This window comes from Cutibacterium acnes (genome assembly GCF_003030305.1).
GTDB classification, from domain to species: domain Bacteria; phylum Actinomycetota; class Actinomycetes; order Propionibacteriales; family Propionibacteriaceae; genus Cutibacterium; species Cutibacterium acnes.
This window is the reverse complement of sequence record NZ_CP023676.1, coordinates 966,974-988,611: the sequence shown is the minus strand read 5'-3', so window position 1 is coordinate 988,611 and position 21,638 is coordinate 966,974. Positions and strand designations below refer to the sequence as shown.

21 protein-coding genes are annotated in these 21,638 nt (G+C 60.2%); 9 read left to right on the top strand and 12 right to left on the bottom strand.

The window, feature by feature from the left end; genetic code table 11:
• Positions 1–107 precede the first annotated feature (107 nt).
• From CPA42_RS04990 to tgt, 5 genes are all read right to left on the bottom strand, one after another.
• Entirely contained in the window at positions 108–1,319 is a 1,212-nt protein-coding gene (locus tag CPA42_RS04990; RefSeq protein WP_002515651.1) for an ABC transporter permease, read from the bottom strand.
• The gene (locus CPA42_RS04985) at positions 1,316–2,248 is read right to left on the bottom strand and encodes an ABC transporter ATP-binding protein (RefSeq protein ID WP_002515665.1); all 933 of its coding nucleotides are present in this window, start codon (positions 2,246–2,248) and stop codon (positions 1,316–1,318) included. The genes CPA42_RS04990 and CPA42_RS04985 overlap by 4 nt, the downstream gene beginning before the upstream one ends.
• An 84-nt stretch (positions 2,249–2,332) precedes the next feature.
• The gene (locus CPA42_RS04980; RefSeq protein ID WP_002519049.1) at positions 2,333–2,989 is read right to left on the bottom strand and encodes a response regulator; all 657 of its coding nucleotides are present in this window, start codon (positions 2,987–2,989) and stop codon (positions 2,333–2,335) included.
• Positions 2,989–4,338 carry a sensor histidine kinase gene (locus CPA42_RS04975; protein WP_002525435.1) on the bottom strand — a complete coding sequence of 450 codons (1,350 nt, stop codon included), beginning with the start codon at positions 4,336–4,338 and terminating at the stop codon, positions 2,989–2,991. The genes CPA42_RS04980 and CPA42_RS04975 overlap by 1 nt, the downstream gene beginning before the upstream one ends.
• A 47-nt stretch (positions 4,339–4,385) precedes the next feature.
• Positions 4,386–5,627, bottom strand: a complete 1,242-nt coding sequence (gene tgt, locus CPA42_RS04970) for a tRNA guanosine(34) transglycosylase Tgt (protein ID WP_002515674.1) — start codon at positions 5,625–5,627, stop codon at positions 4,386–4,388.
• 86 nt (positions 5,628–5,713) lie between these two features.
• Between tgt and CPA42_RS04965 the strand changes: the two genes are divergently transcribed.
• The 6 genes from CPA42_RS04965 to CPA42_RS04935 all read left to right on the top strand — a co-directional run bounded on the left by CPA42_RS04965 (position 5,714) and on the right by CPA42_RS04935 (position 13,794).
• Positions 5,714–6,565 carry an EamA family transporter gene (locus CPA42_RS04965; RefSeq protein WP_002519050.1) on the top strand — a complete coding sequence of 284 codons (852 nt, stop codon included), beginning with the start codon at positions 5,714–5,716 and terminating at the stop codon, positions 6,563–6,565.
• A gap of 42 nt (positions 6,566–6,607) precedes the next feature.
• The gene (locus CPA42_RS04960) at positions 6,608–7,825 is read left to right on the top strand and encodes a hypothetical protein (RefSeq protein WP_002515570.1); all 1,218 of its coding nucleotides are present in this window, start codon (positions 6,608–6,610) and stop codon (positions 7,823–7,825) included.
• A 61-nt stretch (positions 7,826–7,886) separates the two neighbouring features.
• Positions 7,887–10,058: a RecQ family ATP-dependent DNA helicase gene (locus CPA42_RS04955; protein WP_002519051.1), complete on the top strand. Its 2,172-nt coding sequence runs from the start codon at positions 7,887–7,889 to the stop codon at positions 10,056–10,058.
• Between the two features lie 161 nt (positions 10,059–10,219).
• Entirely contained in the window at positions 10,220–10,621 is a 402-nt protein-coding gene (locus CPA42_RS04950; RefSeq protein ID WP_002515656.1) for a DoxX family protein, read from the top strand.
• A gap of 190 nt (positions 10,622–10,811) precedes the next feature.
• Complete coding sequence (locus CPA42_RS04940) at positions 10,812–12,719, top strand: PTS mannitol transporter subunit IICBA (RefSeq protein ID WP_002515640.1); 1,908 nt, start codon at positions 10,812–10,814, stop codon at positions 12,717–12,719.
• A 28-nt stretch (positions 12,720–12,747) separates the two neighbouring features.
• A complete protein-coding gene (locus CPA42_RS04935) occupies positions 12,748–13,794 on the top strand; it encodes a zinc-dependent dehydrogenase (protein WP_002515577.1) in 1,047 nt (348 codons plus the stop codon).
• Positions 13,795–13,810: 16 nt separating this feature from the next.
• On the opposite strand, the gene CPA42_RS04930 is transcribed toward CPA42_RS04935, so the two are convergent.
• From CPA42_RS04930 to hrcA, 3 genes are read right to left on the bottom strand one after another with little or no spacing between them, the layout of a single operon-like run.
• Positions 13,811–14,551, bottom strand: a complete 741-nt coding sequence (locus CPA42_RS04930) for a 16S rRNA (uracil(1498)-N(3))-methyltransferase (protein WP_002515551.1) — start codon at positions 14,549–14,551, stop codon at positions 13,811–13,813.
• On the bottom strand, positions 14,548–15,726 hold the full coding sequence (gene dnaJ / locus CPA42_RS04925) for a molecular chaperone DnaJ (protein WP_002515494.1): 1,179 nt from the start codon (positions 15,724–15,726) through the stop codon (positions 14,548–14,550). The genes CPA42_RS04930 and dnaJ overlap by 4 nt, the downstream gene beginning before the upstream one ends.
• 3 nt (positions 15,727–15,729) lie before the next feature.
• A complete protein-coding gene (hrcA, locus tag CPA42_RS04920) occupies positions 15,730–16,749 on the bottom strand; it encodes a heat-inducible transcriptional repressor HrcA (protein ID WP_002515448.1) in 1,020 nt (339 codons plus the stop codon).
• Between the two features lie 144 nt (positions 16,750–16,893).
• Here hrcA and CPA42_RS04915 point away from each other — a divergent pair, with 144 nt between their 5' ends.
• Complete coding sequence (locus tag CPA42_RS04915) at positions 16,894–17,565, top strand: MBL fold metallo-hydrolase (protein WP_002519053.1); 672 nt, start codon at positions 16,894–16,896, stop codon at positions 17,563–17,565.
• Between the two features lie 18 nt (positions 17,566–17,583).
• Here the strand turns inward: CPA42_RS04915 and CPA42_RS04910 are convergent, their stop codons facing one another.
• The 3 genes from CPA42_RS04910 to hemW form a co-directional block, all read right to left on the bottom strand.
• The gene (locus CPA42_RS04910) at positions 17,584–18,345 is read right to left on the bottom strand and encodes an inositol monophosphatase family protein (protein ID WP_002515619.1); all 762 of its coding nucleotides are present in this window, start codon (positions 18,343–18,345) and stop codon (positions 17,584–17,586) included.
• The gene (locus CPA42_RS04905) at positions 18,342–19,220 is read right to left on the bottom strand and encodes a DUF3097 domain-containing protein (protein ID WP_002515472.1); all 879 of its coding nucleotides are present in this window, start codon (positions 19,218–19,220) and stop codon (positions 18,342–18,344) included. Before CPA42_RS04905 ends, CPA42_RS04910 begins: the two co-directional genes overlap by 4 nt.
• Before the next feature lie 72 nt (positions 19,221–19,292).
• Positions 19,293–20,486, bottom strand: coding sequence for a radical SAM family heme chaperone HemW (hemW, locus tag CPA42_RS04900; RefSeq protein WP_002519054.1), 1,194 nt, complete (start codon positions 20,484–20,486; stop codon positions 19,293–19,295).
• On the opposite strand from hemW, the gene CPA42_RS04895 reads away from it, so the two are divergent.
• Both CPA42_RS04895 and CPA42_RS13685 read left to right on the top strand, forming a co-directional pair.
• The gene (locus CPA42_RS04895; protein WP_002519055.1) at positions 20,473–20,610 is read left to right on the top strand and encodes a hypothetical protein; all 138 of its coding nucleotides are present in this window, start codon (positions 20,473–20,475) and stop codon (positions 20,608–20,610) included. The two genes, hemW and CPA42_RS04895, sit on opposite strands and share 14 nt — an antisense overlap.
• Before the next feature lie 111 nt (positions 20,611–20,721).
• Positions 20,722–20,892, top strand: a complete 171-nt coding sequence (locus CPA42_RS13685; protein ID WP_226807274.1) for a twin-arginine translocation signal domain-containing protein — start codon at positions 20,722–20,724, stop codon at positions 20,890–20,892.
• A 256-nt stretch (positions 20,893–21,148) separates the two neighbouring features.
• Here CPA42_RS13685 and CPA42_RS13530 read toward each other — a convergent pair whose 3' ends face one another.
• Positions 21,149–21,628 carry an AMP-binding enzyme gene (locus tag CPA42_RS13530; protein ID WP_328587357.1) on the bottom strand — a complete coding sequence of 160 codons (480 nt, stop codon included), beginning with the start codon at positions 21,626–21,628 and terminating at the stop codon, positions 21,149–21,151.
• Positions 21,629–21,638 lie beyond the last annotated feature (10 nt).

The following is a 21,638-nucleotide window of genomic DNA, read 5'->3' as shown; positions in this document are numbered from 1 at the left end:
CCACTTCTTGGCAGGTATAGATGACATTACCGCTCGACCGTCGCGACGAAGCAAAACGGTGCGAGTTCCATCGGGGCCTGCCCCGTCAGATGCCATGACGTCGGACGTCACGCCACCGATTCGTTCTGCTTCCAGGCGTTCTTGAAGCTGACCCGACCGTTGGTCTGCAGGATCGAGCGTCGATAGATCCTCTCGCCGGCCAATACCGCAAACACGGTGAAACCGAGGGTCACAAAGATCGACACGATTGGTTCCCACCACTGCGCGCGATGACCGAGCATGCGCAGCGGCATAAAGACTACCGACGCGATCGGGACGTAGCTGCCGATCTTGGCGCTCATGCCATCAGGGTTCGACATCGAGAACACCACCCAGAAGTAGATGATCATGATGAGATACATCAGCGGAGAGGTGGTGTTCTGAACGTCCTCACTGCGCGAGGCCATTGACCCCGCAGCCGCGTACAGGCTTGCCAGCGCCACGAACCCGACGAGGAAGAACAGCAGGAACCACATAACCGACCACGACATCGCGAACGTGATGATGTTCGACCATTGCGAGAAGGACACGGCGAGCATGCTCAACCCGCAAATGATGATGAGCTGTCCAACCGCCAATACCGTGTTGCCTACGATTTTGCCGATGAGCAACTGACGGGCAGGCACCCCCGTCAACAGGATCTCCACGATCCTGGACTGGTTTTCCTCGACTACTGAGTTGGCGATCATCACGCCGTAATAGATCGCCGACATCATGAACAGGACACTGAAGACGATGGCCAGCATGTATCTGACAGCCTCCGATGTGCCGTCTGAGGGCTTCACCTGTCCTGTCTGAAGAGACATCCCCTTGGTCATAGTCGACGCATCGACCCCAGCAGCCTTGGTATTGTCAGCCACCGCTGCAACAGCCACGGCTCTCTCCATGGCCCCGGTGGACGACCCGTCAGCCGAGGGCGTCTTGTCGTACCCGTCGAGATGCCATTGGCCATCCTTCTGGTGAAGATAAACCATGTTGTCGTCATTCTGGAGCTCGCGATGGGCCTCGGCCTCATCAGCAGCCCGAACCACCTCGGTCTTGTCCGTCGATCCCCTGGCAGCCAAGTCCTGCTGAGCGACCTTGACGATAGCAGCGGCCTTGTCGTCGGTCACGACCACGCTGTCATGGTCGTGCTTGGAGGAGATGATGGACAACACCACGGAGATAGCCACGATGAGAAGCACCGTGATGATCATCGAGATAATGAATCCTTTGTCGCGCAGCTTGACGTCGACCTCGCGGGAAGCGACGAGACGCCAGGCCGATGATGTGTTCGTCATGACTGGGCCGCCTCTCGGTAGATCTCGCCCAGGCTCGGGCGAATATGGGTCAACTCGACCAGTCCGCCACGGTTCATCGACTCGGTGACGATGACGTCGAGGAGACGGTCAATCTGGTTGGGATCGGGGAATTCGATGACGGCAGTGGTGCCGTCGACGTCGACAACCGTCAGGCCGGGCAGCGAGCGCAACCAGCCAAGATCGCCACGGGCTTCCACCCGGTAACGCCGGGGACCGACTTCGCGCAATTCCTCTGTCGTGCCATTGGCAACCATGCGGCCCTTGTGCAGGATGACCATGCGGTCACACAGCCGGTCAATGAGATCGAGCTGATGGGAGCTGAAGAGGACCGGGACTCCTTGGGCGGTCTTCTCTCGCAATACATCGGCCATCGCGTCCACGGCCACCGGATCAAGTCCAGAGAAGGGCTCATCGAGGATGAGGACTGCCGGATCAGCAAGCAGCGATGCCGTTACCTGGATCCGCTGCTGGTTACCCAAGGACAACTTCTGCACCTGCTCGCGGGCATGATCAGCAAGCCCGAACCTGTCTAGGTATTCCATGGCCTCGGTGCGAGCCGTCTGTGTGGATGCCCCCTTGATTCGGGCGAGGTAGACGAGCTGATCGATGACCGGCTGCTTGGGATAGAGACCTCTCTCCTCAGGCATGTAACCGATGGTGCGGCGGTCCTCAGCCGTGATCGGCCTTCCTGACCACAACACCTGGCCGGAGGTGGGCTTAAGCACTCCGACGATCATCCGCATCGTCGTCGTCTTGCCAGCGCCATTGGCTCCGACAAAGCCCGTCATCCGACCCGCCGGGATGTCGAAGTTCAGATGGTCGACCGCCACTAGGTCCTCGAAGGCCCGGATGAGTTCCTCGACCCGTACCGACACCGGTTCTCGGTGGCACATGTCCGTGTCGATCATGGCTACCTCCTGCGTCCTCGATTTGCGATCACATGACCATCACACCCAATTTCTGGTCATTGCACATCGGCGGCAAGACGGATTTCAGTCTCGGGAAGGCTCCCCCACACGGATGAGTCCCGACTCGTAAGCCAGGGCGACGAGTTGAACCCGATCACGCAGGTCACACTTCATGAGGCAATTGGAAACATGGGTCTTGACGGTGGCTGCGGAGACGACAAGTTCCTCGGCGATCTCAGCATTGGACAGGCCCCGAGCCACCAATTTGGCCACCTCGATCTCGCGGGCGGTGAGCTGTTCGGCCTTGCTGCCGGTCACCGTGCCCCCCTGGTGCACCGACCGGGCGATAACTCGCCGGGTCACCTCGGGAGCCAGCAGGGCATGCCCGTCAGCGACCTGACGCAGACCGGCGACGAGCGACTCTGCGTCAGCATTCTTGAGCATGAATCCGCTGGCCCCGGCGTCGAGAGCATCGAAGAGGTAGTCGTCCCGGTCGAAGGTGGTGAGGATGACGACCTTGACGTCGCTGAACTCGCGGATCTTCGCGGTGGCCGCGACACCATCCATGACGGGCATCTGGACGTCCATGAGGACGACGTCGGGAGCGGTTTCCTTCACTACGTCCACGCCCTCAGCCCCGTTGGTGGCCTCCCCAACAACCGTGATGTCGGGCTCCACCGCGAGGATGAGGCGGAACCCTTGACGAACTAGTTTCTGGTCGTCGACCAGCACGACGCGCATCAGTCCTCCCCCTCCTTCATGTCCTCGTCCCTCACATTCTCACCCCGACGCATCGGTATGACGGCACGAACTCGCCATCCACCGATCTTGCGTGGACCCACCTCAATGGTGCCGCCCAGGGCCTTGACCCGCTCTGACATCCCGACGATTCCCACCTCGGTCGAGGGTGCCGATCGAATCGGGCGGCCGTTGTCGGTGACCTCCACCTCGACCTCGTCATCTCTGCAGCGCACCGACACCGTCACCTCGGAGGCGCTGGAATGGGCCTCCACATTGTTAAGGGATTCCTGGACGATTCGGTAACAGGTGTGACCCAGCTGTGGACCAACCAGGGAATCATCTCCCACTCGCAGCAACCGCACCGACGCGCGCCGGGGTTCGTTGCACAGTCGGTCAAGGTCAGCCAGGCTGAGGCGGGCACGTGGCTCGTCACCGGCCCGCAAGGATCCCAGCAGGGATCGCATCTCGGTGACAGCTTCCCGGGACTCCACTTCCACGGTTGCCAAGGCCTCCCGAGCCAGATCCGGATCGACGTCAAAGGCTCGACGAGCACCTGCGGCATGGATCCCCACGACCGACACGTGATGGGCCATCGAATCGTGCATCTCCCGGGCGATCCGCAAGCTTTCGTCAAGAATTGCTTGCTCAGCAAGCTGGGTACGCTGCCGTTCGATTGTAGCGGCCTGACGGCGAACCTCGGCTAGGTCTCGTGCCCACAGCCAGGACACCTGTCCCACCAATGCGGCTCCGACGACGAAGGTGACATTGACGATCACATAGGTGAGGACGAGGTAGATGACCCCCTCCCCATTGCTGTCGGGATTAATGATCTTAAGCTGCTCGGTGAGCGACCTCCCGAAGGCCATCATCATGGCGACCCAGCCCATGATGACGACGAAGACCGCCAACATCGATCCCCACGCGATTCGACGTGTCCGTACCCACACCATGAGGGAGTAGTAGGAGAAGAAAAAGGCCAAGGTCGACACCCAGTTCGTCGCCATGTACGGCGTCGCATAGGTTCCGTTAATCCAGACGAGAGTCATGACGGCGGCCGAGGTGATTGGCATCACCCGTCGGAAGGAAAGAGCTACGGCAAGGACGATGACAACGATGACATCACCTGGTCCGAGGGTGTCAAGGTGGTCCTGAAGAGCCGCCAGCAACAGCCCGCCGGCACCCACGGCCAGGGCCACGAGCGCTCCGACGAGCACGTCAACAGCGGGCAGGAACCACACGACCGGGATCTGCCAGCCCTTATGCTCCGGCACTCGGCGACGCCATAGGTCGTCCATCGCCATGAAGGACACGATCGACTCTCGCACGCCCCCGAGCGTAACGAGTGGCACTGTCAGTCTCCTCCGTCGTAAGGATGAGTTTCCGGAGAACAGCCCTGTCAGTTAACCTTGGCCAGCCTCCCGCCGTTGGCATTCCACCGCCCCATGAACTCGGTCTCGAAAGCATCGAGGTCCCCGCTACACATGGCGCCCCGAATCTGGTCGACCAGTCTTACCGTCCAACGCTCGTTGTGGATCGTCGCCAAAGTGTTCGCGAGAAGCTCCTTAGCCTTGAACAGGTGGTGGATATAGGCGCGGGAATAGTGGGTGCATGTGTAGCAGTCGCAGTCGTCCTCCAACGGGCCGAAGTCTCGCCGGAACCGCGCGGTATCAACGTTGTAACGCCCGTCAACGGTGTAGATGGCAGCGTTACGGGCCACCCGGGAGGGGTTAACACAATCGAAGGTGTCGGCCCCCGCCCGACAGGCCGCGAAGAGGTCGTCGGGCTCGGAGATGCCCAACAAGTGACGGGGACGGTCCTCGGGAAGCTCCTCAGCACACCACGTCACGATTCGTCCCAGATTGGCTTTCTCGATGGCGCCGCCAATGCCGAACCCGTCGAAGCACTGACCGTCGATCTCCATGCCTGCCAAATCCCGGCAAGCCCTACGACGCAAATCTTGGTACTGGGCTCCCTGGATGACACCAAAAAGGGCTTGGTACGGCTTGCCGCTGCGCACCTCGGTGAGACGACGATGTTCGGCCAGGCAGCGCTCAGCCCACCGTCGGGTGCGCTCCAAGGCTTCTTCCTGATAAGCGCGGGTGTTCATGAGGGTGGTCAGCTCGTCGAAGGAGAACATGATGTCGGCGCCGAGGTGGTGCTGGATGCCCATCGACACCTCGGGAGTGAAACGATGTAGATCTCCATTGAGGGGACTGCGAAAAGTCACACCGTCGTCGTCGACCATCGCCTTACGATCGGCATCAGCGGCAATGACGTCAGCCTCGGTGAGCTGGGAAACGTCCATGGCTAGGGTCTTCTTGAAACCCGCACCGAGACTGAGCACCTGGAAGCCACCGGAATCAGTGAAGGTGGGGCCCGTCCAGTTCATGAATTGGCCCAGGCCGCCCGCCTCGTCGATCAACTCCGGACCGGGCTGCAGGAAAAGGTGGTAGGCGTTGGCGAGCACCGCCTGAGCTCCCAGTTGAACCACTGACTCGGGTAACAGGGCCTTAACCGTCGCCTTGGTGCCGACGACGACGAAGGCCGGCGTCTGGATGGCACCGTGCGGGGTGTGTATGAGGCCGGTACGTCCGCAAGCATTGTCCAGACGAGAGGTGACCTCGAAGCCAAATGTCATGGAGTTATTCTTGCAGGATGTCCGGAACCCACCGACCACGCAGGTTCGCAGGCCTGCCCGAGTGAGGGTTTAGCAACCACGGCGTTATGGTGGCGTTCGTGCGCGGAGCGATCTTGGTGTTCATGGCCATCCTCTCAGTGCAGTTCGGAGGTGCCTTCGCCGCAACCCTCATCCCCCATGTCGGAGCCTTAGGCACCGTGGCGCTGCGGATGTCTTTGGCGGCCCTCGTCCTGGCGCCGATCGTTCGGCCCCATGTGAAAGGCCATAACCGCGTTGACTGGACGAGGGTGCTGGCCCTGACCATCGCCTTGGCTGGCATGAATACCGTGTTCTATTTCTCGTTGGAACGCCTGCCCCTCGGTGTTGCGGTCACCGCCGAATTTCTGGGGCCATTGGGCATGGCAGCCCTCGGAAGCCGATCCCTACGTGACTGGCTCGCCATCTTGCTGGCTCTGTGCGGAGTGGTGGCAGTCTCAGGTGCGCTTACCGCCGACTGGGCCCACCTCGATCTCCTCGGTCTGGTACTCGCCCTTGTCGCAGGTGTTTTCTGGGCCCTCTATGCCAAATCGGCACAGTTAGTTGGGATGAGCTGGTCGAAACTGGAGGGGCTGTGGTGGGCCATCCTGCTCAGTTCGGTCGTGCTGGTACCGTTTGGCTTCGCCACTGCGGGGACGCGCCTCGTCGAGCCGTACCATCTCCTCACCGGAGCGGTTGTAGCCGTGATGTCGTCGGCCCTTCCCTACAGCCTGGAAATGTACGCGCTACGCCACATCGACACCACGGTCTACGGCATCTTGACCGGTGTCGAGCCGGCCGTCGCAGCAGCCGCAGGATTCTTCATCCTCGGCCAGAACCTCACTGGGTCACAAATGCTCGGGATGGCATTCGTCGTCACTGCGGCCTGGCTCGTCATGGCCGGCGGCCGACAACGGGAGTGACTAGGCTGGCAGTAACGGATCACGACCTCGAAAGGACCATCGATGGACGTCAACTCCCGTGTGCTTGAACCGCGCGGCCTGGAGAAGGTGGCCAAGCTCATCGATAGAGGGGTGCGCATCCCGAATCCGTTGACCGTCGACATTGATGAGGCAGTCGACATCGACAACATCAGTAGTGATGGAGTAGTCATCGGGCCTGGATGCCGAATCCGTGGCCGTCGGACTGTCATCTCAGCCGGGTGCATACTCGGGGATGAGGCCCCCATGACAATCCAGGACTGCCAACTTGGCACCGGGGTCAAGCTCAAGGGCGGGTTCGCCCAGGACGCTGTTTTCCTTGACGGGGCGAGCATGGGCTCAGGTGCCCACGTCCGCGGGGGCACTATCCTCGAGGAGGAGGCCAATGGGGCCCATACCGTCGGCCTCAAGCAAACCATCCTCATGCCCTTTGTCACCTTGGGGAGCCTCATCAACTTCTGTGATGTCCTCTTGGCCGGCGGCACCTCGAGGACAAACCATTCTGAGGTCGGTTCTTCCTACATTCATTTCAACTTCACTCCCGACGGGGATAAGACGACAGCCTCCCTTTTCGGCGATGTGCCGCGCGGGGTGCTGCTCGACCGTCATCCGATCTTCCTTGGTGGTCAGGGCGGTGCTGTCGGGCCGGTAGCCACCGGATTCGGCACCGTGGTCGGGGCAGGCTCAATCCTGCGTGACGACGTTCCCGAGGATGATCAGCTCGTGCTGCCCGCTCCCCCTGCGACACGTCAGCGTCCTGTCGCCCCGAACAGCTACTCCAAGCTCAACCGCATCATCGCCCATAACGTCTCGTATCTGGGCAATTTATCTGCTCTTGAGGCCTGGTACCGACAGATTCGTCGTCTCTTCATGTCCCGTGATCGCCTCTCCGGATTGGTCTGGCAAGGTGCTCTCGACAACCTCGTCTCAGCGCGGAAAGAGCGAGTCAAGAGGCTTAAATCTCTCATCGGCAAAGTCCAGCCGACCGACGCTGGGCGCGCTCAATTGATCGACAACCGTGACGCCTTCCTCTCCTCCCTCGAGACGGCTGATTCCCCCGCACCTGCCGAGATAGTGCGTCTATGCGGTGCGGCCGCCAATTCTGGGGCCAACTACCTCGACGTTATCCAGTCCTTCGACGAAGCAGCCCGGAATCAGGTCGTCGAATGGCTGGGAACAATCGTCACTGCCCAGCAGGACCGGGCGCAGGAGGTCGTTGACCAGTTGCCATTGCCGTTCTGACTACGGTGTTCTTCCTCCGTGCCGGAATCTCGCCACGAAACTGTCACTAGCTCCGGAAAAAATGACGGCGCAAGGAGGAGCCATGACGACAACTACCGACGCAATACCGAAAGTAGATGACCTACGCACCCAAGGGGTGGCAATCCTTCGTCGTCTCGTCGGTCGCAACAATGCCGATTTCCACCCTGGACAGTGGGAGGCCATAGAGGCTCTGGTTGCCCACCACCGTCGAGCGCTCGTAGTCCAGCGCACCGGTTGGGGAAAGTCAGCGGTTTACTTTGTCGCTACCTTGTTACAGCGTGCCATCGGCTCAGGCCCGACCCTCATCGTCTCTCCACTTATCGCCCTCATGCGCGACCAGGTCGCTGCCGCAAAGCGAGCTGGCGTGCGCGCAGCGGCCATCTCATCGGCCAATGCCACCGAGTGGTCCGAAATCGCCCAACGCCTCGACGCCGACGAACTCGACGTTCTATTAGTCTCCCCCGAACGCCTGGTCAATCCCACATTCGCCAGTAGGCAGCTGCCCGAGCTCATAAAGCGAATGGGCATGTTGGTCATCGACGAAGCCCACTGCATCTCTGACTGGGGGCACGATTTTCGCCCCGATTACCGACGCATCCGTAACCTCGTCTCTGCCCTACCGGTTACGATCCCAGTACTTGCGACAACGGCGACCGCAAACTCACGTGTGGTCCAAGATGTGGCCGAGCAGATTGCCCCCAGCGCCGATGATGTGTTCATCCTTCGTGGGCCGTTAGCCCGGAAATCTCTGCGACTCGGCGTACTCAATCTGCCCAACCCTTCCGAACGGCTCGGTTGGCTCGTCCAGCACCTCAGTGAACTTCCCAAGTCGGGAATTATCTACTGCCTGACTGTTTCGACGGCCGAGGACACCGCGCGTGCTCTAACCACGGCCGGTCACAATGTGCGGGCTTACACCGGACGCACCGATGCCGAAGCAAGGACCGAACTCGAGAAAGCCCTGCGCAATAACCAGGTCAAGGCCTTAGTGGCGACCAGTGCCCTGGGCATGGGTTTCGACAAACCGGACCTCGGTTTCGTCGTGCACTTGGGTGCGCCGAGCTCTCCGATCGCGTACTACCAGCAGGTAGGCCGTGCCGGTCGCGCCACCGACAATGCCGATATCCTGTTGCTTCCGGGCCCGGAGGATCCTGACATTTGGACTTACTTCGCTACCTCCTCTATGCCCACCCAAGAACGAGCCGATGCCGTGCTCAGAGCACTCGCAGGTGGTCAGGCGCTCTCTATCTCAGCTCTGGAGACGCGGGTCGACATCAGGCGTAGCCAGTTAGAGCTATTGCTTAAAGTGATGGCCGTTGATGGCTCGGTCGTGAAGGTCCGAGATGGGTGGCAAGCCACCGGCAAGCCGTGGGTGCACGACACCGAACGGTACGAACGCATCTCCCAGGCACGTCGCGAGGAACAGCAGGCCATGCTCGGCTACGAGCGCTCAAGAACCTGTCGCATGACCTTGCTCACCGGGCAGCTGGACGACCCCTCCACGACTCCTTGCGGACGCTGCGACGTCTGTGCTGGCCCGTGGTACTCAGTCGAGGTCGATCAGTCAGCCGCTGTGAGAGCCGTCCAATCCCTCAACCGGGTGGGAGTTCCGGTGGAACCACGCACCGCCTGGCCCGTGGGGATGGATGCCCTCCAGGTTGCGCTCAAGGGTCGCATCAGTGCCGAGGAGATCGCTGCAGAGGGCCGCGTCATCGCGAGACTCTCCGATCTGGGTTGGGGAGGGGCGCTGCGCGACCTACTTCGCTCCGACACCAATGGTGTCCCTATCGACGCTGAGATCACCCCGGCGTTGGCCAAGGCGTGCTTGCGAGTGTTGGCCGAGTGGGACTGGGAGCAGCGTCCAGCCGCGATAGTACGGATCCCGTCGATCACTCGCCCACACCTCATTGATTCCCTGGCCTCGGGAATTGCACGGGTTGGCCACCTGCAAGACCTTGGGTGGTTGGACCTGGCGGATGGGTCCGCACGACTACAGTCATCCACGAACTCGGCTTACCGGCTCCGTGATGTCCATGATCGGTTCAGCGTCGGACCGGGGCTGATGTCTCGGTTATCCCATCTTGGCGGGGCATCGGTTCTGCTTATCGATGACGTCATCTCTAGCCGCTGGACGATGACGGTCGCTGCACGGTCGTTGAGACGAGCCGGATCCGGGCCCGTTCTTCCACTAGCCCTCGCCCTCACAGCCTGACCCACGCCGGGTCGAGGCCGCAGCTAGGCGCCAGGCTCGATAAACAGACGTAGATTCATCACCTAAACGCGAACGTTGCCACGTCGACGAGCCAATGACGGAGCGGGACGAGCCATCATGAGGCACGATAGAAGTAGCATCAAACCAGCCAGGAGGATTTTATGTCCCTTGCCAAGTTCACCGCGCGTTCCCTGCTGTCGGCCATCTTCATCACCGGAGGTCTGGACGAGATTAAGAAAGCCGATCAGCTTTCCGAAGCTGTCGACGGGCTCCTCTCGAAACTCCCGAAATCGTCCTGTTCCCAGATCCCCGATGTCGATTCAACCTTGCTGGTCAAGGTCAACGGAGCCACCATGCTGGCCGCCGGCTCCCTGCTGGCCCTTGGCATCAAGCCGCGCCTGGCCGCCACCGTCTTGGCCGCCCAGCTCGTGCCAGTAACCGCTGCTGGACATGCCTTCTGGGAGAAGGAAGGCGCAGAGAAGCAGGGCGACCAGATCCAGTTCTGCAAAAACCTCGGCCTGATCGGCAGCCTGCTCACCGTAGCCCTCGATGGCGCCAAGTAACGTCTCGCCCTCAGCGGCGACGCATAACAACAGGGTCGGACGGATGCCATCTGTCCGACCCCGTTGTTTATGTCAGCTATAAAACCAACACAACACAACTCCTTGACAACATAAACAGACAGATCCAGACTTGTTCACAGATCGATGGGGATCCTGCCAATGATCGGCAGCTGAACACACTGGAGTTCCGATGTCACTACCTGACGCGACGATCCACAAGAACCTGCAGGGACACGGCGCACGTGCCTCCGTCCAACGGCTCGGAGGATTCCTGGCCGGCATGATCATGCCGAATATCGGAGCCTTCATCGCTTGGGGCCTGTTAACGGCTCTTTTCATCGAAACGGGATGGGCACCCAATGCAACCCTCGCCAAGCTCGTTAACCCGATCCTGACCTATCTGCTTCCCGTCCTCATCGGCTACACCGGTGGAAAGATCGTCAACGGGACACGTGGTGGCGTCATCGGCGCGATCGCCACGATGGGCGTCGTCGTCGGCGCCGACATCACAATGTTCCTTGGCGCGATGGTAATAGGTCCCTTCGCAGCGTGGCTCCTCAAACAGGTCGACAAGCTCCTCGACGGCCGGATCCATTCCGGGTTCGAGATGCTCGTAGACAATTTCGAGATCGGCATTCTCGGCATGGCCCTGGCCGTCATCGGGCACCTGGGCGTCGAACCACTCGTCTCGACTCTCATGGGCTGGCTGGCGGCCGGGGTGGGATTTCTCGTGCATCACGGTCTGCTGCCACTCGCATCTCTCCTCGTCGAACCGGCGAAGGTCTTATTCCTTAACAACGCCGTTAACCATGGCATCTTCACTCCGCTGGGCATCCAAGAGGCCCATATCACCGGACGATCAATTCTCTTCATGGTTGAGTCGAATCCCGGCCCCGGCCTTGGCCTACTACTTGCCTACCAGTTCTTCGGTTCCCGTCAGATACGTCAGTCGACTCCGGGCGCCATCATCATCCACCTCTTTGGCGGCATCCACGAAATCTTCTTCCCATACGTACTTATGAAGCCCAAGACCATTCTCGCCACCATTGCCGGGGGCATGAGCGGTCTGGCGATCGGGGTCGCATTTCATGCCGGTCTCGTTGCCCCTGCCTCCCCAGGCTCGATCATCGCATGGTTCCTCATGTGCCAGCCCGGGCACTACCTGGCCATGGTTGCCGACTTCCTCGTCGCAACTGCCGTTTCCTTTGTGGTGGCAATGCTGCTCATCCGCAAGAATAGTACCCAGGATGACGTAGCGGGTGAGGGCCAGAACCCCACTGTCCCCACCACAATCGGGGCTCAAGCCCCGCTTACCAACATCTCCAAAGTCGTCATCGCTTGCGACGCAGGCATGGGTTCCTCGGTGATGGTCGCCTCCACCATGAAGAACAGACTGTCCCGGTACGGGGTCGAGGTCGCTCACACGGCCGTCGACCAGATTCCCTCGGATACACCCCTCATCCTCACTCAAGAAGGCCTCGTCGACCGCGCCCGCAGGCGCGCCCCGAGCGCCCGTATCGTTCCCTTTACGAACTATATGAATGATCCTGCTTTCGACCGCGTCGAGACCGAGGTTCGCGCAGCACATGATGACGCCGCCACCGCGCCTACTGATAACGGAGGACTCTCCCGGGCGTCCGATGCGAACAGCCATACCCACGTCGCCATCAGCGTGCTGCCCCGCGACGCCATCCGTCTGGGACAGCGCGCCACGAGCAAGGAGGAGGCCATCACCATGGCTGGCCAGGTGCTCATTGATGAGGGCGCCGCAGACGATGTCTACGTCAAAGGCATGCTCGCCAGGGAAAAGCAGATCTCAACCTATATGGGCGAGGGGGTCGCGATCCCCCACGGTGTCGATGAGGTCCGCGACCACATCGACAAGGCCACCCTAGGCTTCCTCCAATTCCCCGAGGGCGTTGAATGGGACGGGAACATCTGCACTGTCGTCATTCCTATCGCGTCGTCCAGCGACGAGCACCTCGAGATTATGGCAGCCCTCGCAAGAATCTTGTCTAATCCCGAAACCGCCCGGCAACTTCGTGAGGCGACATGCACCGACGAGGTCCTCAACCTCCTCGGTTCCCAGCAGGCATAATCAGCGGATCTATAGAAAGGCACACATCATGAAGGCATTGAGGTTCCACGCACCCGAGGATGTTCGTCTCGAAGACGTCCCCGAACCGGAATGCAAGCCCGACGAGATCAAGATTAAGGTTCGCAACTGCTCCACCTGTGGCACCGACGTCAAGATCCTTCACAACGGCCACCAGAACATCACCGGAGTCACGACAATGGGCCACGAAGTTGCTGGCGAGATCGTCGAAATCGGCTCCGAGGTGGCTGGCGACTGGAAGGTCGGCGATTGGGTCCAGTCGATCGCCGCTGTCCCGTGCGGGCAGTGCCACGAGTGCCGCAAAGGGTGGATGCAGGTCTGCCAAAACCAGACCAGCGTCGGTTATCAGTACGACGGTGGTTTTGCGGAATATATGATCGTCCCGCCGCAAGTACTCAAGGTAGACGGCCTCAATCGCATCCCCGACGACGTCGATTTCGACGAGGCCAGCGCCGCCGAACCTTTCGCCTGCGCCATCAACGCCCAGGAACAACTCGGCATCGAAAAAGGTGACTTCCTCGTCATCTTTGGCGCCGGCCCGATCGGGTGCATGCACACCCGTATCGCGCGTGGCGTGCACAAGGTCGGCACTATCGTCATGATTGACATCAACGCCGAACGCCTCGCAATGTCAGCCGCTGCCGTCAAGCCCGACATCACCATCGACGGTTCACAGGAGGATGTCGTCGCCAAGGTCATGGAACTTACCAACGGTCGCGGTGCCGACGTCATCATCACCGCGACCCCGGCCAACATCACCCAGGAACAGGCCTTGTCCATGGCTGCCCGCAATGGCCGTATTTCTTTCTTCGGCGGCCTGCCCAAGACGAACCCAACGATCACCTGCGACTCGAACCTGATCCATTACCGTCAACTCCACATCCACGGCGCCAATGGCTCGGCCCCCGAGCACAACAAACGTGCCTTGCAGTACATCGCCTCGGGACAGGTTCCGGTTAAGGATCTCATCACCCGTCACGTCAAACTCGACGACGTCATGACGGTCTTTGATATCGTCGCCAAGGGCGAAGCCATCAAAGTGACCGTCGAGCCCTGAACCCAACGCCAAGTTCTCAATCGCAAACGGTGAGGTTAGCCATAGCCCGCAACTGGGCTAAGCCGACCACACCGGCGGTCGAGGTTCTCAATACCCCGTCCGACACCGTCACAGGGCGTGCACCGGCCGCGACGAAGGCCTCCACTTCCTGGCTGGTGATGCCACCCTCTGGCCCGACGATGAAGATGACCTCACCGGATGCCGGCAGCTCCTGATGCACCAGCGGTTCACTGGCCGACTCGTGCAAAACGTAGGCGGCCTGGGCATTGCAAATCCGCTTAACAACTTCACGGGTCTGCGCTAGTTCTACCTGCGGCACAAGAAAACGTCGAGACTGTTTGGTGGCCTCACGGGCAGCCGCTTGCCACCTCGCGACGCCCTTGGCTTGCTTGTCGCCCTTCCATCGCACGATGCTCCGATCAGCCTGCCAGGCGAGGATTTCGTGAACTCCCATCTCGGTGAGGGTCGCCACCGCCAGCTCAGCTCTATCGGACTTCGGCAATGCTTGGACGGCGACCCATCGATGCGTGGTCGCGGGAGTATGGAGGATCTCAACGGTCTCGACGCTAACTGACCCCTTCGTCACCTCAATGGCAGGGCCGCGAACGGCATGACCCTGCCCGTCGGTGACGAGAACAGTCTCACCTACCCGAATGCGTCGAACCGAGCCAGCATGGTGGCCCTCTGCATCGGTGATTTCTACCACCGATCCGGGCACAGCTGCGGCGACCTCGCCAAGAAAGCAGGGGTCACTCATCCGCCAAAAGCTTCCTTGATGCGGGAAAACATGCCGCGACCGCCTGATTTCTCTACCGACGCCGAAGCATTGGTTTCTTCCCGAGCCTCAGCTAGCTGACGCAGCAAATCCTTCTGGTGGGAGTCAAGTTTCGTCGGTGTCTGGACGATGAACGTGACACCAAGATCACCACGCCCGTTGCGACGAAGCCTCGGCACGCCTCGTTCGGAAACGACGATCCGGGTTCCGGACTGGGTGCCGGCCGGCACCTCGACAGTGACGGTCTTAGTATCCTCGGCGAAGTCCTCGCGATCGGCTTCCAACGTGTGCATGAGGACCTTCGCCCCCAGCGCTGCGGCCGTCATCGGGATGGTGACAACCATCTCGAGGTCGTCACCGTGACGGGTAAAGACATCATGGGGACTGACCGTCATCTCGATATACAGGTCACCGGCCGGACCACCTCCGGGACCGACTTCTCCCTGGGAATCGAGATGGATGCGGTTGCCGTCAGCCACTCCGGCGGGAATCTTGACGTTGATCGTGCGAGTGGTGCGTACCCTCCCCTCACCGGAACACTCCTGGCAGGGATCAGGAATGACCGTACCGTAACCATGGCAGGTCGGGCAGGGTTGGCTGGTGCGGATATCACCAAGGAAGGAGCGCTGCACGGTAATGACCTCACCGCGCCCCTGACAGGTATCGCAGGTCACAGGCTCGGAACCGGACTGTGCGCCCTTACCCTGGCATTTCGGGCACACCACTGCGGTGTCGACTTCTAACGACTTGGTAACGCCAAAAACTGCCTCGGCGAGGCTAAGACGCATTCGGACCAGAGCGTCCTGGCCACGGCGGGTACGCGAGCGCGGGCCGCGGCCACCACCAGAACCAAAGGGAGAGCTGCCACCAAACATGGCGTCAACAAGATTGGTGAAATCGAATCCAGCACTGCTAAATCCGCCTTCGCCGAACCCGCCCATCCGGGCATTGGGATCACCGCCACGATCAAAAACGGCGCGCTTTTGCGGATCCTGGAGGACTTCATAAGCCTCTTGGACCTTTTTGAACTCCTCCTCTGATCCGGGCCCGGCAACATCGGGGTGGAGTTTCATAGCCTTACGGCGATACGCCTTCTTGATCTCGTCGGCACTCGCATCATGGGAAACGCCAAGAATCTCGTAGTAGTCGTTACTCAAGAATCATCCTTCTGCCAGGAACCGGCCCACATAACGGGCCACGGCTCGCACAGCTGCCATGGTTGAGGGGTAGTCCATTCGGGTCGGCCCGACGACGCCAAGACTCGACAAGGCATCCTCGGGACCGTAGGTGCTCGCCACTAACGAGGTCGATTGGAAAGGTACATCGGTGTTCTCGGCGCCGATGCGGACCGTAACCTCGCCAGCCTCCCCCGCGGTTGCCTCGCCGAGCAGTCGCATAAGGACGACCTGCTCTTCAAGGGCCTCAAGGACGGGACGTACCGCTGTCTCCCACTGTGCACCGAATGCGGTGAGATTGGGAACCCCGGCGACCACAACCCGAGCAGATGGGTCGACGGCAAGGATCTCGAGAACGGTAGCAATCACCGACGCTGCCCGAGGCCCTTCGGCCGGTCCCAGGTCGTCAAGAAAGCGGTTGAGCGAGTCGGCCGCTTCAGCGACTGTCAATCCGACGAGAGTCTCATTTAGCCGGGTGCGAAGTGCAGCAAGACTCTGCTCGTCGTGGCCCGGAAGCTCAACGATCTGCTGCTCTACCGATCCCGACGACATGATGAGCACGATAAGGATACGATCGGTCGACAAACTCACCAATTCGAGGTGACGAATCGTCCCCGTCGTCGCCACCGGGTACTGCATAATCGCTACCTGGTGGGTGATTTGAGCAAGCAGGCGCACAGTACGGCGCACGATGTCGTCAAGGTCCGCCGCCCCAGTCATGAATGCCTGAATGGCTCGTTGCTCAGGCGCCGAGAGCGGCTTGAGAGTAGCGATGCGGTCGACGAAGAGGCGGTACCCCTTGTCCGTAGGGATGCGCCCGGCGCTGGTGTGGGGGTGGGTAATGTACCCCTCCTCCTCTAGTACGGCCATGTCGTTACGGACGGTAGCCGGGGAAACGCGCAACCCGTGGCGTTCCACCAGCGCCTTTGAACCTACCGGCTCCTTGCTGGAGACGTAATCGGTGACGATGGCTTTGAGCACGTCGAGCTTGCGGTCGTCGAGCACAACCCCTCCTCACGCGATCCGGCCAAATGCACATCCCACTTTGGCACTCTCGGGTGCCGAGTGCCACCTTATCGCGTTCACACTCGGTCCTCCTGCCTCTCTCGCTGGCAGCACATTCCCCCCAAACGTGCCAGACTGGTGGCCATGTCGACGAATCCCGAGACTCCCCAATGGTTCGCCCTCACACCTCGGGTGTGGACAACCTCTGTTGAACCAGGGAGTGTCACTTGCGGACTGGTAGCTGGCGAGGACCACGTCCTCCTCATCGATACCGGATCGACTCCCGAGCAGGGGCATACCTTGGCGATGTCAGCAGCCCGCATGCTAGGCCGCCCCGTCGATCGAATCGTCGTCACCCATCACCACTACGACCACAGCGGTGGCCTACCCGGCATCACCGATGCTGAAGTGTGGATGCACGAGGCTGCGCTAGCTCACTGTCCCGACCTCCATGTCGACCACCCCGTATCTCTTATGGCGTATGTGAATTTGGGAGGATTGGGTGCCGAGGTTATCCATCCCGGCCCGGCTCACACCGACGGCGACCTCATTGTCATTGTGCGCGACGAAAAGATCACCTTCGTCGGAGACCTCGTAGAGACCGCAGGAGAACCACAATCTGACGAGACGACTGACGTCCGTGGTTGGCCACGGGCGATCGATTCGGTCATCACGGGCACCGACGGAGCCGGCATCTATGTTCCTGGACACGGCCAGCCCATAGATGCCACCGGCGTTATGAATCAGCGTGCCCAGCTCGCCGAGCGAATTCCCACGAATATCCCGCTCACCGACCGACATCTCCCTCTCCCCTGAAAGCCACAGCGAGGAGATTCAGCGCAGCAGTTTGGCTACCGTCTCATAAGCCTCTTCATCGGCGGCGACAATGAGCTTTCCGGAGGTTTCTCGCGAACCATATTCCGCCCCATCGACAGTACGCACTACTCCACCGACTTCTCGTACCATGAGCGCGCCAGGAAGGTGATCCCACGGGTAAGAGTGTTGATAGACGGTGACATCGTTCTCGTCCTGGCACACCAACGGATAATCCACCGCGCAGCACCATTTCGCCATTCGCCATTCCACCACAGGCGAGGGAATCTTGTAGGCCTCATGGGTGGTGGCAGCACGAACCGGAGAGTGGGAATCTCCTCGCGTCACCTCATCACCGTCGCACGTCACTCCGGCGCCATGCTCAGCGAACCACATGTGCCCGTACTGCGGCTGCCATATCCATCCTCTGACTGTTTCACCACGGCTGAGCTGAGCAAGCATGACGCCGTGATCAACAGACCCGTGCACGAAGTTCTTGGTGCCATCAATGGGGTCGATGACCCAGGCCAGGTCAGCATCGGAAACGGCATCAAGGATGGTTGGGTCGGCGAAGGCTGATTCCTCCCCCACGACAATACCGCCGGCATACTTGGTCACAGCGGCACCCAGCTCGCACTCGGCCTGACGATCGGCATCAGTAACGAAGTCCCCGGGCTTTTTCTGGTGGATTTGATGATCGTGGAGGGTCCGGAACCGGGGATCGATAACCCTGGCACTCACATCCCGGATGAGGTCAGACACCGTGTCGACGTCAATACTCATGCCATCTCCCCATTGTCCAGCTCGTCGACATGGTCACGCGTGACGAAATCGATAAGTTTCTCCATCTCCGTGTTAAAGCGGGGGTCTAAATCGTGCCAGTCGCGCACTCGTGCCAGCATGGCCTGCCAGGCCTTACCGACGTCAGCTTGGGTCGAGTGAGGCAGGCCCAGACGCTTCAGGGTGCCGAGTTTGAAGTCTTCGTCCATCGGGACCTCAGGCCATTCTTGACGGCCAATTCGTTGAGGTTTGATGGCCTGCCAGATGTCAATAAAGCGATGACCGGTAATCATGACATACTCGCTATACCCACCACGACGTACTTCGTCCGCTACCCGTGACTCTTTGGTGTCGGCAACGAGGTGGTCAACCAACACGCCAAGGCGATGCCCCGGACCAGGCTTAAACTCGGCGACGATCCCGACGAGGTCGTCCATGCCACCCATGTATTCCACAACGACCCCGACGTGGCGCAGGTCGTCGCCCCATATCTTTTCGACGAGTTCAGCGTCATGACGTCCCTCGACGTATATCCGGCTAGGAAGGGCAACTCGGGCCGGTTCAGCACCACCGGCGATGGACCCAGACGCCGTGTGTTTGATACTCGCGCTTCCTTGACGCGGGGGAATACACAGGTTGACGGGTCGCCCGTCCACCCAGAACCCCGGTCCAACGGGGAAGGATTTGCGTTTACCCTTGCGGTCCTCAAGCACAACCAGGCCGTTTTGCCACCCGACGACAGCCCCCACGAATCCGCTGGAAGGATCCTCAATGACCATGCCAAGTTCCAGTGGCATGTCAGCGCTCTTCTTCATGTGAGAGGTGCGCCAGCCGCTTGCAAGGACGTCGTGAGAGTACCGGTCGATCACGATAGCCACTGTATTGCCACGTGTGACAATGACGACAAGCCGCGCTAGCGGCCGACCTGACGACCTGGTGGATGAAGACGGCTAGACCAGGAGATCGGTAATGATTCGGTCAGCCACCATTCGACCTGACAAGTTGAGTACCAGCCGCCCCTCCTCCATTGTCCCGAGCCCCTGCTCGACAACCTCAGTAGCCCGCATACATTCGACCTCGGACAGATCCGCCATCGGCAACCCATCAGCCAAACGCAACCGAAGAAGCACCGTCTCCTCATGACGCTGCACATCACCAAGAACCTCATAGTCGTCAACGGGCAGCACTCTGTCACCCAGCACGTTCCGGTAGGTGGCAGGGTGTTTGACATTCCACCACCGCGTGCCAGCAACGTGAGAATGAGCCCCCGGGCCAATTCCCCACCAGTCGTACCCCAACCAGTACGCCATGTTGTGTCGACATCGGTGATCCCGGCCGCTGCGAGGACGAGCCCAGTTCGAGACCTCGTAGTTGACGTACCCAGCCTCGGTGAGAATCTTTTCGGTAAGCAGGTATTTGTCAGCGAGATCGTCCTCGTCAGTCATAGGTAGTTCTCCCCGACGGATTCTGCCCGCCAGCCGAGTTCCCTCTTCAACGATGAGGGAGTATGCGGAAATGTGGTCTGGCTCAGCCGTCAACGTGACGTCGAGGCTGTGTCGCCACGAGTCAAAGTTCTCCCCGGGGGCGCCGAAGATGAGATCCAAGCTGACGTCGTCGAATCCGACCTGGCGCGCCAGCTGTGCCATCTCGACGGCGCGTCCTGGCCGATGGCGACGATCTAAGACCGTCAAGACATACTCGTCGGCGGACTGCATTCCCATCGATAACCGGTTAATCCCGGCTTTCAGTAGGCCGGCTAAGACTTCTACGCTGAGGGTTTCGGGATTGGCCTCAGTGGTGACCTCGGCGTCAGGGTCAATCCCCCATAGGGTACGAATGTGATCGATGAGCTCCCCCAGCTGCACTGGGGAGAGCATCGTCGGAGTGCCGCCCCCAAAGAAGATCGTCGAAACCGGAGGCTGTGCATCCCCCAGCGCGTCAGCAGCCAGCTCGAGTTCCTGGTGGGCGGCGTCGAGATACCCCGCAACCGCGTCATCTCCCATCGCTGACAGCACGTAAGTGTTGAAGTCGCAGTACCCGCACCGCGATGCGCAGAAGGGAACGTGGAGGTAGATGCTCCACGGCCCGTCAGCTGGATGAAGTTCTGGCAGGCTATTGTCGGCGTGCGTCATGGTCCTCCTCATTATGCGGGGGTACGGGGTACACTTTTGCATGATGTCACCTGACGCCTTCCGCGGCAGTTGTCAAAGATATCTGCCACGCAGCATAGCTCGTCAATTCATCCCGCACATCATCACGGCACGATAGCGTGACGACGATTCAGACAACTTTATAAACACCTCATAGGTATCCACATAGCAAATACCTGGCTCAATGTAATGAATACTCAACAGCTTGAGGATTTAACTGTCATGAAAAATCTCTCGCCGGCACTTCCTTCACGCATCCGCAGGTCTTGCCACTGCCGCCCTAACCGGATGCGGATCAAACACCCATAGTTTCTCACCCGATTCAAATTCTAGCGCCATGCCTGGTGGCTCAGGAAAGATCGTCCAGTGGTACCACGAATATGACGGGAGGGGCGTCTGACAGGCCTACAATCACTACGCCAAAGGATCTAGCAACGAAGTTGAGGCTGCAAAGAATTTTGCCCAATGGCTGTAGATCACACCGAACAGATAAACAGGTCAATTTTGCCAACTCCTACGGCACGCATATTCTGTCGCAGCCTGATCTCGCCGACACGTACTCACAGTCAATGCGGGCCTGGCAAGGACACCGCTGACATGGTCGACAAGCACGAGGGACGAGGACATGGCATACCCCGCCCCTCCCGGTAATGGCCTCAGTCCTCTAGGGTTGACAGGTCTCCCTCGTCTCCACCCAGGACACGAGCTTTGAGGACGCGACGCACGATCTTGCCGGAGCGGGTCTTCGGCAACTTGTCGACGAACTCGATGGTGTCAGGCTTGGCAATCGGCGAGAGGGTTTCGGCGACGTGTCCGCGGATATCAGAGACGAGATTCTTCGTCGGCTCGAAACTATGATTGAGTACAACGACCATATGGATCGCGTTGCGCTTCACTTCGTGAGGCAGCCCTATGGCCGCAGCCTCGGCGACGGCGGGGTGAAAGATCAGAGCGGACTCCACCTCAGCAGTACCGATGCGGTGACCGGATACCTTGATGACGTCGTCAGCACGTCCGATGATCCATATGTAGCCGTCATCATCGATTCGTGCGGAATCACCGGTGAGATAGACACCCGGGTACTTCGTCCAGTACGCCTCGAGGTATCGATCCGGATCCTTATACAGGGTGCGCATCATGGCCGGC